The organism is Acinetobacter tandoii DSM 14970 = CIP 107469, from assembly GCF_000400735.1.
In the GTDB taxonomy this organism is placed as follows: domain Bacteria; phylum Pseudomonadota; class Gammaproteobacteria; order Pseudomonadales; family Moraxellaceae; genus Acinetobacter; species Acinetobacter tandoii.
The window spans coordinates 360,009-372,986 of the sequence record NZ_KE007368.1; the positions used below are offsets into that span (position 1 = coordinate 360,009).

The following is a 12,978-nucleotide window of genomic DNA, read 5'->3' on the forward strand; positions in this document are numbered from 1 at the left end:
TAAAGAGGGATCGGGGGAGATTTCTTAGTCACCATTTTTCAGTTCAATGTTGATACCTAAAGAACGGATCTCTTTGGTCAATACGTTGAACGATTCAGGCATACCTGGGTCCATATAATGGTTACCATCTACAATATTCTTATAGATACGAGTACGACCTTCAACGTCATCCGACTTCACAGTGAGCATTTCTTGAAGTGTATAAGCTGCGCCATAAGCCTCAAGTGCCCAGACCTCCATCTCACCGAAACGCTGACCACCGAACTGAGCTTTACCACCCAATGGTTGTTGCGTTACTAATGAGTAAGAACCTGTAGAACGGGCATGCATCTTGTCGTCAACCAAGTGGTTCAACTTAAGCATGTACATATAGCCTACAGTTACAGGACGGTCGAAACGTTCACCTGTACGTCCATCATACAATACGGTTTGACCCGAACGTGGAATTTCAGCCAGCTCTAGTAACTCTTTGATTTGGCTTTCTTCAGCACCATCAAATACAGGAGTTGCTAAAGGTACACCTGCACGTAAGTTACCTGCCAACACCAAGATTTCATCATCTGTTAAGCTGTCTAAATCTTCTTGCTGACCGCCCACTTTGTTGTAGATTTTGTCTAGGAAAACACGTAGTTCAGCAATTTCACGCTGTTGTTTGAGCATCTTATCAATTTGCTCACCCAAACCTTTCGCAGCCATACCCAAGTGAGTTTCAAGAATCTGCCCCACGTTCATACGTGACGGTACACCCAACGGGTTCAATACGATATCGACTGGAACACCATTGGCATCATGCGGCATGTCTTCGACTGGTAGGATGTTAGACACAACACCTTTGTTACCGTGACGACCCGCCATCTTATCACCAGGCTGGATACGACGTTTAACTGCAAGGTAAACCTTCACAACTTTCAATACGCCAGTTGTTAGTTCATCACCTGTAGAAAGTTTGCGTTTTTTCTCAGCAAATTTCTCGTCAATTTCAAAGCTCTTCTCTTTCAAGAACACTTGAATTTGGGTTAAACGTTCAGCAATCGCTTCATCACTTGGCTGGATTTCAAGTAAATCAACCAACTCTAAGCCAGACAACATATCTTCTGAAAGTTTGTCACCACGCTTCGTGCCGCCACCGCCATTCGATTCTTGACCGCTCAACAAGCGAACAATACGTTCACGTGCTGCTTCTTCGAAGATTTTATATTCTTCTTTCAAGTCTTTACGGTAAGCATCTAATTGCGCTTTTTCAATTGCTTGCGCACGTTCGTCTTTTTCAAGACCATCACGTGTAAACACTTGAACGTCAATTACTGTACCTTTCGTACCAGATGGAACACGTAAAGAAGAATCTTTAACGTCAGCTGCTTTTTCACCAAAAATTGCACGAAGCAGTTTTTCTTCTGGTGTTAATTGCGTTTCACCTTTAGGCGTTACTTTACCAACAAGGATGTCGCCCGCTGCAACTTCAGCACCGATATAAACAATACCTGATTCATCAAGCTTAGAAAGTGCAGCTTCACCCACGTTCGGGATATCCGCAGTAATTTCTTCAGCACCCAATTTAGTATCACGTGCAACACACGATAACTCTTGGATATGGATCGAAGTTAAACGGTCTTCTTGAAGAACACGCTCAGAAAGTAAGATCGAGTCTTCATAGTTATAACCGTTCCAAGTCATGAACGCGACGCGCATGTTTTGACCAAGCGCAAGTTCACCACCATCAGTCGATGGACCATCAGCCAATACATCACCACGAGCAACTTTGTCACCCATGCGAACTACGACGTTTTGGTTGATACATGTATTTTGGTTAGAACGTGTATATTTGATCAGGTTGTAGATATCTACACCCGCTTCACCCGCTACCATCTCTTCTTCGTTTACACGAATCACGATACGAGAAGCGTCTACGTATTCAATCGCACCACCACGGTTTGCAATGACACACACACCAGAATCACGTGCTACATTTGCTTCCATCCCTGTACCAACAAGCGGTTTATCCGCCAATAATGTCGGAACAGCCTGACGTTGCATGTTCGAACCCATTAATGCACGGTTCGCATCATCGTGTTCAAGGAACGGAATCAATGATGCTGCAACAGATACAACCTGTTGAGCAGATACATCCATATGCGTCACTTTTTCAGGTGGCATACGCACGAAATCACCTTGGTGACGTACAGAAACAAACTCTTCCGTCAAGTGATTGTCTGCATCGACTGCAGAGTCGGCTTGTGCAATGACAGTGCCTACTTCTTCAATCGCAGATAAGTATTCAACTTCATCCGTTACACGTCCATCAACAACTTTACGGTATGGAGTTTCCAAGAAACCGAAGTTATTACATTTTGCATAAACAGATAGCGAGTTGATCAAACCAATGTTTGGACCTTCAGGCGTTTCAATCGGACATACACGACCATAGTGAGTTTGATGTACGTCACGTACTTCAAAGCCCGCACGTTCACGTGTTAAACCACCAGGACCAAGTGCAGATACACGACGTTTGTGTGTAATCTCAGACAATGGGTTGTTTTGATCCATGAACTGAGATAACTGGCTTGAACCAAAGAATTCTTTGATTGCCGCTGCAACTGGTTTCGCATTGATTAAATCTTGCGGAGACAAGTTATCTGCTTCTGCTTGGCTTAAACGCTCTTTTACAGCACGCTCAACACGAACCAAACCAACACGGAATTGGTTTTCTGTCATTTCACCAACAGAACGAACACGACGGTTACCCAAGTGGTCAATATCATCCACTTCGCCTTTACCGTTACGAATTTCAACCAATGTTTTTAATACATCAGTGATATCGCTGTTCGAAAGGATACCTTCAACTTCACGTGACTTCTGATCAGTACCGACTTCGTAAGGACGACCCAAACGACGGTTAAACTTCATACGACCAACTGGCGATAAATCGTAACGCTCAGAAGAGAAGAATAAGTTATTAAATAAGTTTTCAGCTGCTTCTTTTGTTGGTGGCTCACCTGGACGCATTACTTTGTAGATTTCAACAAGCGCTTCTTCACGACCTGTTGTTGTATCTGCACGTAGAGAATCCGCAATGAACGAACCACGATCGATGTCATTCGTAAACAGAATATTAAACTGCTTCACGCCACCTTCAGCCAGCTTCACCATCACTTCATGGCTTAGCAAGGTATTCGCAGGAATCACTTCGCCATCACGTAAAGTGATATCTTGGGCAGTAATACGCTCATATAAATATTCGTCTGGAACAGAAAGCTTCGTTAAGCCTGAAGCTTCCATTTGACGTACATGACGCGCGTTAATACGCTTACCTTGTTCAACAATCACTTTACCGTCATTATCGGTAATGTCGAATTGAGCCATTTCGCCACGCAGGCGTTCTGGTACAAGGTCAATTTGGTAGCTACCCATGTCTAAATAGACAGGTACTTTCTCGTAGAATAAATCTAGAATTTGTTCGTTGCTGTAATCCAATGCACGTAAAACCACAGTCGCAAGCAATTTACGACGACGGTCAATACGGACATAGACTAAATCTTTTGCATCAAATTCAAAGTCTAACCATGAACCACGGTAAGGAATAATACGTGCCGAATAAAGCACTTTACCGCTTGAGTGAGTTTTACCCTTATCATGATCAAAGAACACGCCTGGCGAACGGTGTAACTGAGATACGATTACACGCTCAGTACCATTAATAACGAATGTCCCGTTATCCGTCATGAGTGGCATTTCACCCATGTACACTTCTTGCTCACGCACGTCTTTGATTGATTTCGTTTCACGATCTTTAATGATCAAACGAATTTTTACACGCATTGGTGCCGCATAAGTTGAGCCACGAAGAATACATTCGCGAACATCAAACTCCGGCTTACCAAGGCTATACTCAACAAATTCTAGAGCAGCATTGCCAGAATAACTTTCTATAGGAAAAACTGAACGAAATGCGGCTTGGAGACCGATATCTTCGCGGTTTTTTGGTGATTTGCCATCTTGCAAGAACGTTCTGTACGAGTCGACTTGAATCGCGAGCAAGTACGGAGCATCCATAACACTAGGCAATTTACCAAAATTCTTACGGATCCGTTTCTTTTCGGTATATGAGTATGCCATCTGGAGTCCTCGGAAAGTAAACTAAACCCGCCTGCAGAACGGGTTTAGAAGGAATTACGCAGGCCGATATGGCCACCACTGTTTACAAATGCTGCAATTTTTAGTGGTATTAAAACGCTTAACAATATTTTTTGAATAGAAAAATATTGGTAAGCGTTTAAAGTTTGTCTTTATTGTTTAAATTTGATGATTTTTAAATCAGTCAAATTGGAGTCGAGCCGATTATTGTAACGCAAAAAGGCTGATGACCCAAGAGCCATCAGCCATTTTGTGGAGCCGATTATAAAAAATCGACTCCTCTTAAGATTACTTAAGAGTAACTGTAGCACCAGCTTCTTCAAGTTTCTTCTTAAGTTCTTCGCCTTCTTCTTTAGACACGCCTTCTTTAAGAACAGCAGGAGCGCCTTCAACCATATCTTTAGCTTCTTTAAGACCAAGACCAGTAGCTTCACGAACTGCTTTAATTACAGCAACTTTGTTAGCACCAAAAGAAGTCAACTCTACGTTGAATTCAGTTTGTTCTTCAGCAGCAGCAGCAGCGCCAGGAGCAGCAGCAACAGCTACAGCAGCAGCAGATACGTTAAATTTTTCTTCGAAAGCAGAAATTAATTCAACAAGTTCAAGAACTGTTTTTTCAGCAACTGCGTTTAAGATTTCTTCGTTTGTTAAAGCCATGAGAATAACTCCAAATGGATATTGAATGGTGTGGAAATAGGATTAAGCGGCTTCTGACTCGTTTTTCTCTTTGAGCGCTGTAATAAGGCGACCCAATTTCGAAATAGGAGCTTGAAGAACAGACGCAAGCATAGTAAGCGCTTTTTCTTGGTTCGGAAGGTTTGCGATAACGCTAACTTCAGCACCTTGATAAACTTTGCCATCAAAGGCAGCAGCTTTAAGTTCAAATGCTTTGTTAGTTTTTGCAAATTCTTCGAACAAGCGTGCAGCTGCACCCATGTCGTCTTCAGAAGTTGAGAAACCGAGAATGGTTGGGCCAACAAGGTCGTCGTTCAAGATGTCGAATTGAGTGTCTTGAAGAGCGCGTTTAGCCAAAGTATTACGCACGATACGTGTAGTAACACCCAACTTACGAGCTTCAACACGAAGTTGTGTTAATTGCTCTACGCTTGAACCTTGATAGTTAGCCACAACAACAGAAAACGCTTTAGCAGCAACTTCGCTTACTTCAGCAACAATCTGTTTTTTGTCTTCGATAAGAAGAGCCATTGTAAAACCTCCTAACGGTGATTTATGCACCTAACAGGTACACCCCAATTCGTAAGCCCTTTCAAGCTTACACGCGGAGGAGGAAATAAATCACACCACCGCGTCTACTCAGACTGGGTTATTAAGAGAGAAGCATAAAACTCCCCTCGCCTGAGGTCTTTGACGCTGATAAATATACATTTATCAATTCAAAGTTTGCCTAAGTTCGTAAGTAGTCCGAAACCGGTCTCTCTTACGTAATATTTAAAGCAGTGCTTCAAATATTACTCAGGGCTTTAAAATTCTGTCTAAGTAAAACTTAGTTAGAAACGTTGTTTACATCAATAGTAAGACCAGGACCCATAGTTGAGCTCAAAGTGATTTTTTTGATGTATACACCTTTAGAAGTTGCAGGCTTTAACTTTTTCAAGTCTGCAATCAAAGTTTCAACGTTTTGACGAACAGCTTCAGCAGAGAAGTCTACTTGACCGATCGCAGCGTGGATAATACCTGCTTTGTCAACACGGTAACGTGCTTGACCAGCTTTCGCATTTTTAACTGCACCAGCAACGTCTGGAGTTACAGTACCCACTTTCGGGTTTGGCATCAAACCACGTGGACCAAGGATTGTACCTAACTTACCTACAACGCGCATTGCATCTGGAGCAGCAATTACTACGTCAAAGTCAAGGTTACCTTGTTGGATGCTTTCAGCTAAGTCATCAAAACCAACAATGTCAGCGCCTTCAGCTTTAGCAGCTTCAGCAGCCGCGCCTTGAGCAAACACAGCAACACGTACTGTTTTACCAGTACCTGCAGGAAGTGTAGTCGCACCACGAACAACTTGGTCAGATTTACGAGGGTCAACACCTAGGTTTACCGCAACATCCAAAGATTCTTTGAATTTCGCAGCAGGAAGACCAGCTAGAACAGCAACTGCTTCTTCCAAAGTGTAAACTTTGTTAGCTTCAATAGCAGCAGCGATGGCTTTTTGACGTTTAGTTAACTTTGCCATGTCTTATAGCTCCACTTCCAAGCCCATAGAACGTGCAGAACCAGCAATGGTACGAACACGTGCGTCTAAATCAGCACCAGTTAAATCTGGTTCTTTAGTAGTCGCAATTTCTTCTAATTGAGCACGAGTCAACTTACCAACTTTAGTTTTGTTAGGTACAGATGAACCCTTTTGAATACCAGCAGCTTTCTTAAGAAGAATAGATGCAGGTGGAGTTTTCATGATGAATGTGAACGACTTGTCGTTGTACACAGTGATCACTACAGGAATTGGAAGACCTGGTTCAACTTTTTGTGTAGCAGCATTGAATTCTTTACAGAATGCCATGATGTTAACACCACGTTGACCTAGTGCTGGACCAATCGGTGGAGATGGATTCGCTTTACCAGCTGGAACTTGCAGCTTGATATAGCCGTCAATCTTCTTAGCCATTTCAAATTACCTCTGGGTACAAACGCCTTTTACAGCTCCCCAATATTTCATGCAGTGACAATCACTACAACAACAATGCCCGATTGAATAAATCGGGCGTTTTTAACCAATCCAGATTAAATTGTTTTTTCGACTTGGCGAAATTCCAATTCAACTTGAGTTGGTCGATTAAATACATTAATCGTCAACGTTAAACGTGACTTATCGTATAGAACTTCTTCCACCACGCCTTTAAAGTCGGTGAATGGACCGTCAATTACGAGTAATTCTTCGCCTGGTTCAAACATCGTCTTCGGACGAGGTGCTTCACCAGTATTGCGTACACGAGCAAGAATCGCATCTGCTTCTTTTTGCGTAATCGGTGCAGGTTTTTCTGCTGTACCACCGATAAAACCTAAAACTTTAGGACACTCTTTTACAATGTGCCAAGTTTCATCATTCATTTCCATTTCAACTAACACATAGCCAGGAAAGAACTTACGCTCAGACTTACGTTTCTTACCATCCTTCATTTCTACCACTTCTTCGGTAGGAACAAGGACTTCACCAAAGCTATCGGCTACAGCGCTACGCTGGATTCGATCATTAAGTGAACGCATCACCTGTTTTTCATAGCCTGAGTAGGCATGAATAATGTACCAACGTTTCATAGCTCTCTTACCCGATAATAAACTTCATAAACCAGCCTAAAATATAGTCAAAACACCACAATAAAATAGATGCTACAACGACTACAGCAAGAACCTGCCACGAGGTGGTCACAGTCTCTTGCTTGGTTGGCCATGTGACACGACGCAATTCAATACGCGCATCTTTTAGCAAACGAACAAAGCCTTTGCCTTGATGGGTGGCGTATAATAAACCTAAAGCCACAATGATACAAGACAAAATTACACCAACACGCACCCAAATATCATTTGCTGGTGCCCAGTATGCTGGCAAGTGCTGATTTACCATGGTTGCACCAATGATCAAAATCAATGCAATAATCCATAGCACAACATCTAATGGTGAGCCAGAACTGACAACTTCAGCAGAGTTATTTCTTTGAGGGATAGGCGCGTCGCTTAATGCGTCACGCGATTTATCATTCGACATTTTTTTACTCGTCGTAGAATTCGCGATTTATTATATGACTAGTTTAGCCAGCATCAAGCTCTTTTACGAAAAAAGTGGCAGGCCAGGAGGGACTCGAACCCCCAACATTCGGTTTTGGAGACCGACGCTCTACCAATTGAACTACTAGCCTGCAGAGTAAGTCGAGAATCGAAATTCTCGACTTAAATTTTGTATACTTAATTATGCAGTTACTTTCGCAACGACACCAGCACCTACTGTACGACCACCTTCACGGATCGCAAAACGTAGACCTGGGTCCATTGCGATTGGGTGGATTAATTCTACTGACATTTCAACGTTGTCACCTGGCATTACCATTTCAACGCCTTCTTGTAATTGGATTGCGCCAGTTACGTCAGTCGTACGGAAATAGAATTGTGGACGGTAACCGTTAAGGAATGGAGTATGACGACCACCTTCTTCTTTAGAAAGTACGTATACTTCTGCGTCGAATTTAGTGTGCGGCTTGATTGTACCTGGTTTAGCAAGTACTTGACCACGTTGTACGTCTTCACGCTTAGTACCACGTAGAAGAATACCACAGTTCTCGCCCGCACGGCCTTCATCAAGAAGTTTACGGAACATTTCAACGCCAGTTACAGTTGTTTTAACTGTATCTTTGATACCAACGATTTCAACTTCTTCGCCTACTTTCACGATACCAGCTTCTACACGACCTGTTACTACTGTACCACGGCCTGAGATAGAGAATACGTCTTCGATTGGCATCAAGAATGCTTTGTCGATAGCACGTTCTGGTTCTGGAATGTAAGTGTCAAGCGCTTCAACAAGAGCAAGAACTGAAGACTCACCGTACTGACCAGCGTCGCCATTAAGCGCAGCAAGAGCAGAACCACGGATAACTGGAGTGTCATCACCTGGGAAGTCATAAGTAGAAAGAAGTTCACGAACTTCCATTTCTACTAATTCAAGTAATTCTTCGTCGTCAACAAGGTCGCATTTGTTTAAGAATACGATGATGTAAGGTACACCAACCTGACGTGAAAGAAGGATGTGTTCACGAGTTTGTGGCATTGGACCATCAGTCGCAGCACATACAAGGATCGCGCCGTCCATCTGAGCAGCACCAGTAATCATGTTTTTAACATAATCGGCGTGGCCCGGGCAGTCTACGTGAGCGTAGTGACGGATTGGAGAATCGTATTCTACGTGTGAAGTATTAATTGTAATACCACGTGCTTTTTCTTCAGGAGCAGAGTCGATTTGTGAGTAATCTTTCGCTTCACCGCCGTAAGTTTTTGCACAAATAGTTGCAATCGCAGCAGTTAAAGTAGTTTTACCATGGTCAACGTGACCGATTGTGCCCACGTTTACGTGTGGCTTATTACGTTCAAACTTAGCCTTAGCCATGTTTATATTCCTCGTTTACGTCGAACACAATTCTGAGAAAAGCTCAGCATCGACATATCGCCTAAAAAAGCAGACACCCAATACTTGAAAAGCAGACTAATAAGCCTGCTTTTTAAAATCTTTGTAGAACATCTACTAAACTGTATCTGGAGCTCTTATCGAGATTTGAACTCGAGACCTCTCCCTTACCAAGGGAGTGCTCTACCACTGAGCTATAAGAGCAATCATCTTCGATGGAGCGGGAGACGAGGGTCGAACTCGCGACATGTAGCTTGGAAGGCTACCGCTCTACCAACTGAGCTACTCCCGCTTAATGTTGGTAATTAACCACTTCAATCGAAGTTAATGGTGGTGAGAGAAGGATTCGAACCTTCGAAACTTTCGTAGCGGAGTTACAGTCCGCCCCCTTTGACCGCTCGGGAATCTCACCATTTCACACTTATTTCAGTGTTGTTCTTTACTTCACTACTACACACCTTTAAGATGGTGCCGGCACACGGATTCGAACTGTGGACCTACTGATTACAAGTCAGTTGCTCTACCAACTGAGCTATGCCGGCTCTTTCTTAGTGTTTCGTACGTTTCGTATCGGAACGGTGTGCAGTTTAGCAAAACTTGAAATCCATGCAAGTGTTTTTTTCAAAAAAAACGCTAAAAACTCATAAAATCAATCCATTTGATGATAATTCAACCGCTTTGATCACTGCGCGAGCTTTTATTTGGGTTTCATTCCACTCAGATTCAGGATTTGAGTCCACAACGAGACCCGCACCAGCCTGAACAAAGACCTTATTTTCACGAATAACACAGGTTCGAATCGCAATCGACATGTCCATTTCGCCATGCCAGCCTAAATAACCAACAGCACCACCAAAAACACCACGTTTTACAGGCTCTACCTCATCAATAATTTCCATAGCGCGGATTTTTGGGGCTCCAGATAAAGTACCTGCTGGAAAAGTTGCTTTAAAAACATCCAAAGCATCTACATCATCACGAACTTCGCCTTGCACATTGGAGACGATATGCATCACATGCGAATAACGTTCGATCACCATTTGATCAGTCACTTGCACTTTACCAATTTTAGAAACGCGCCCCACATCATTGCGTCCTAAATCAATCAACATTAAATGCTCAGCAATTTCTTTTTCATCTGAAAGTAAATCTTTTTCTAAGGCCAAATCTTCTTCTTTAGTTTTACCACGAGGACGTGTGCCCGCCAAAGGGCGCACCGTAGCAATGCCATTTTCTAAACGCGACAAGATTTCTGGAGATGATCCCACAATATGAAATGGCTTTTGATCTTGCAAAGTTTGACCTTGTACCAAGAATAAATACGGCGATGGATTTAAATGACGTAAGGCACGATAAACCTGTAACGCTTCTCCATCAAAATCAGAAACCATACGATGCCCAGGAACCACCTGCATCACATCCCCTGCACGGATATATTCTTTAACCGTTTCAATTGACTCTAGGAATTTCTGCTTGCCCGTGAGTGACTCAAAATGCGGTGCACTGTGTTTTTTCGCTTGCAGACTCACAGGAGTAGCAAGCAATTGCTCCAAAGCATCTAACTGGAGCTGTGCGTTAAAATACGCCTCTGCATCATTGACATCGGCGTGCACAATCAAGAATAAAGTATCTTTTAAATTGTCAAATACAATCACTGTCTTAGATAACATCATCCAGATATCGGGCAACCCGACTGGATCTGCTTCTGGCACATTATTTAAACGTGGTTCAATATAACGCACAGCATCATAACCAAAATAACCCACCAATCCGCCAGTAAAGCTAGGCAAGTCTGGTAAATCTGCTTGTGTCGGAACTTTAAACTGCGCCAAAAAGGTTCGAATATATTCAAAAGGATCGGCACAATCTTTCTGTTCATACGTGCCATCTACATGCTGAATGGTGAGCTTACCTGCATTACAAGAAAATACGGTAGATTCACCCAAACCAATGATGGAATAGCGCGCCCAATTTTCACCACCTTCTACCGATTCAAATAAATAGGCTTGTTGATGGTCTTTTAATCGTGCAAAAACTGAAAGTGGCGTTTCTGTATCTGCCAGACGTTGTCGATAAACAGGAATCAGGTTATAGCCTTGGGCTTTTAATTGCTCGTATTGCACTTGAGTCGTCATGAGGTTCTCTCTAAATTTTCGATTGGGGTCAATTCAATTTTTCGTTACATCAGACTGAGCGACGCCATCGAAAAGCTTTACAACGACTCATGTGTCATGATTCCTTATCTGCAAATTATGTTTTGATTAATTCTCTTAAATCATCAACCACTTGCTGTGGTTGGCAATCCTGTATGTCTTCACCATGATTATAACCATAGCTAACGACAATACAATCAATACCCGCACGTCGTGCTGCCTCCACATCATTACTCGAATCACCAAACATTAAGGTCTGGGATTTTTCAATCTGATATTCCTCAACACAGTGCAGTAACTGACGCGGATGTGGTTTGCGTTCTTCGAAACGGTCACCTCCAATCACATCAATAAAGTATTTAGACATATCCAAGGCTTCAACAATTAAGCGAGCAGGCTGTTCAGGCTTATTGGTGACACACACCATTTTCTTGTTGTGCTGCAAACCCCATTCTAGAAACTCAAGAATGCCATGAAATGGTCGGGTTTCAATACAAGGTTCCGCATTGTATATTTCTAAAAAAGTATCGAGCAGTTGTTTGTGCTGCGCAGGGTCAACCTCACCTGTAAGATATTGCAAGGTACTATGACAAAAGATAGATGTTCCCTTGCCCACCCAAACACGTACTTGCTGTTCAGTCACCAAAGGGAGTTGCAAGACATTAAGACTCATATTCATGGCACGATATAAATCAGTCGCTGAATCGACCAAAGTTCCATCCAAATCAAACAGCATTAATTCACGGCGATCTAATTGTGCAATATTCATAAGCAACTCGCATTATTCAGATATAAAAAAGGCATGCCAGAGCATGCCCTTATTCTAGGCAACTCCCAGATTATTTAAACATCACCCAAGCAAAGATAGACAAAATAACCAAGACTATAATGGTGATTAAACCCAGTGAAGCATTCTTCTGTTGAGTTCGTTCTTCTTCAACACGAGAAACAGGTTGCTCAACTGGAATCGGGGCTGGGTTTGGCGTAGCTTTAGATACATCTACACCTTCAGGAATTGGCGCGGGCTTGGGAACAGATACATTCTGTGGCATCCCATCACGACTTAACTGAACACTGCTATCACGCTCAGTCAGGCTTGGCATCCCCTGTTCATTCATATGATGCGCTGCCGATTTCTCTGCTTCTGTTTCAGACGGAGCAACGGCTTCAGCAGGCTGTTGAACTTCAACTACATCTTCCTCAACTGTATTTGCCAAAGGAGCTGGAGCAAAGACTGTAAATTTAAAGCTTGCAAACTGAACAATATCGCCATCCTTCAGTTGGCTTTCATCTACAATTTTCAAGTCGTTCACAAAAGTGCCATTCGATGAATTTAAATCTTGCACCCATAACGCTTGCTCTTTTAACAACAGCGCTGCGTGTTTACGTGACACTTCTGCAGATTGCAACAATACATCTGCATCTTGATGGCGCCCAACCAACATATCACGGTCAACACTGATCTCTTGCCCCGTAAATTCGCCTGTAATTGCCTGTATCTTCCAAGTCATCACATTATCTCTTTATGATTTTGCTTCATCATACCATGCAACT

General features: G+C 42.7%; 11 protein-coding genes and 5 tRNA genes. All 16 read right to left on the reverse strand.

What is annotated here, in order from left to right; translation table 11 throughout:
* Positions 1-24 precede the first annotated feature (24 nt).
* Positions 25-4,113, reverse strand: coding sequence for a DNA-directed RNA polymerase subunit beta (gene rpoB / locus I593_RS15060; protein ID WP_016168443.1), 4,089 nt, complete (start codon positions 4,111-4,113; stop codon positions 25-27).
* Positions 4,114-4,419: 306 nt separating this feature from the next.
* Positions 4,420-4,788 (reverse strand): 50S ribosomal protein L7/L12, encoded by a 369-nt coding sequence (rplL, locus tag I593_RS15065; RefSeq protein ID WP_016168444.1) that lies wholly within the window; start codon positions 4,786-4,788, stop codon positions 4,420-4,422.
* Between the two features lie 42 nt (positions 4,789-4,830).
* Entirely contained in the window at positions 4,831-5,337 is a 507-nt protein-coding gene (gene rplJ, locus I593_RS15070) for a 50S ribosomal protein L10 (RefSeq protein WP_016168445.1), read from the reverse strand.
* 298 nt (positions 5,338-5,635) lie between these two features.
* Positions 5,636-6,331, reverse strand: a complete 696-nt coding sequence (gene rplA, locus I593_RS15075) for a 50S ribosomal protein L1 (RefSeq protein ID WP_016168446.1) — start codon at positions 6,329-6,331, stop codon at positions 5,636-5,638.
* Positions 6,332-6,334: 3 nt separating this feature from the next.
* A complete protein-coding gene (gene rplK / locus I593_RS15080; RefSeq protein WP_001074682.1) occupies positions 6,335-6,763 on the reverse strand; it encodes a 50S ribosomal protein L11 in 429 nt (142 codons plus the stop codon).
* Positions 6,764-6,879: 116 nt separating this feature from the next.
* Positions 6,880-7,413: a transcription termination/antitermination protein NusG gene (nusG, locus tag I593_RS15085; RefSeq protein ID WP_016168447.1), complete on the reverse strand. Its 534-nt coding sequence runs from the start codon at positions 7,411-7,413 to the stop codon at positions 6,880-6,882.
* A 7-nt stretch (positions 7,414-7,420) separates the two neighbouring features.
* Positions 7,421-7,861 (reverse strand): preprotein translocase subunit SecE, encoded by a 441-nt coding sequence (secE, locus tag I593_RS15090; RefSeq protein ID WP_016168448.1) that lies wholly within the window; start codon positions 7,859-7,861, stop codon positions 7,421-7,423.
* 75 nt (positions 7,862-7,936) lie between these two features.
* A tRNA-Trp gene (locus I593_RS15095) sits at positions 7,937-8,012 on the reverse strand.
* A gap of 50 nt (positions 8,013-8,062) precedes the next feature.
* Positions 8,063-9,253 (reverse strand): elongation factor Tu, encoded by a 1,191-nt coding sequence (tuf, locus tag I593_RS15100; RefSeq protein ID WP_016167280.1) that lies wholly within the window; start codon positions 9,251-9,253, stop codon positions 8,063-8,065.
* A 147-nt stretch (positions 9,254-9,400) separates the two neighbouring features.
* Positions 9,401-9,475 (reverse strand) — tRNA-Thr (locus I593_RS15105).
* Between the two features lie 12 nt (positions 9,476-9,487).
* A tRNA-Gly gene (locus I593_RS15110) sits at positions 9,488-9,563 on the reverse strand.
* Between the two features lie 36 nt (positions 9,564-9,599).
* A tRNA-Tyr gene (locus tag I593_RS15115) sits at positions 9,600-9,683 on the reverse strand.
* Positions 9,684-9,737: 54 nt separating this feature from the next.
* Positions 9,738-9,813, reverse strand: a tRNA-Thr gene (locus tag I593_RS15120).
* A 99-nt stretch (positions 9,814-9,912) separates the two neighbouring features.
* Positions 9,913-11,406 carry an anthranilate synthase component I gene (gene trpE, locus I593_RS15125; protein ID WP_016168449.1) on the reverse strand — a complete coding sequence of 498 codons (1,494 nt, stop codon included), beginning with the start codon at positions 11,404-11,406 and terminating at the stop codon, positions 9,913-9,915.
* 115 nt (positions 11,407-11,521) lie between these two features.
* Positions 11,522-12,193 (reverse strand): phosphoglycolate phosphatase, encoded by a 672-nt coding sequence (locus I593_RS15130; RefSeq protein WP_016168450.1) that lies wholly within the window; start codon positions 12,191-12,193, stop codon positions 11,522-11,524.
* Positions 12,194-12,263: 70 nt separating this feature from the next.
* Positions 12,264-12,935 (reverse strand): FHA domain-containing protein, encoded by a 672-nt coding sequence (locus I593_RS15135; protein WP_016168451.1) that lies wholly within the window; start codon positions 12,933-12,935, stop codon positions 12,264-12,266.
* Positions 12,936-12,978 lie beyond the last annotated feature (43 nt).

Bases quoted from the DNA above. Each gene is read 5' to 3' on its own strand.
- rpoB (WP_016168443.1), bottom strand. From the start codon at position 4,113: ATGGCATACTCATATACCGAAAAGAAACGGATCCGTAAGAATTTTGGT.
- I593_RS15130 (WP_016168450.1), bottom strand. From the start codon at position 12,193: ATGAATATTGCACAATTAGATCGCCGTGAATTAATGCTGTTTGATTTG.
- rplA (WP_016168446.1), bottom strand. From the start codon at position 6,331: ATGGCAAAGTTAACTAAACGTCAAAAAGCCATCGCTGCTGCTATTGAA.
- trpE (WP_016168449.1), bottom strand. From the start codon at position 11,406: ATGACGACTCAAGTGCAATACGAGCAATTAAAAGCCCAAGGCTATAAC.
- I593_RS15135 (WP_016168451.1), bottom strand. From the start codon at position 12,935: ATGACTTGGAAGATACAGGCAATTACAGGCGAATTTACGGGGCAAGAG.
- rplJ (WP_016168445.1), bottom strand. From the start codon at position 5,337: ATGGCTCTTCTTATCGAAGACAAAAAACAGATTGTTGCTGAAGTAAGC.
- rplL (WP_016168444.1), bottom strand. From the start codon at position 4,788: ATGGCTTTAACAAACGAAGAAATCTTAAACGCAGTTGCTGAAAAAACA.
- nusG (WP_016168447.1), bottom strand. From the start codon at position 7,413: ATGAAACGTTGGTACATTATTCATGCCTACTCAGGCTATGAAAAACAG.
- tuf (WP_016167280.1), bottom strand. From the start codon at position 9,253: ATGGCTAAGGCTAAGTTTGAACGTAATAAGCCACACGTAAACGTGGGC.
- rplK (WP_001074682.1), bottom strand. From the start codon at position 6,763: ATGGCTAAGAAGATTGACGGCTATATCAAGCTGCAAGTTCCAGCTGGT.
- secE (WP_016168448.1), bottom strand. From the start codon at position 7,861: ATGTCGAATGATAAATCGCGTGACGCATTAAGCGACGCGCCTATCCCT.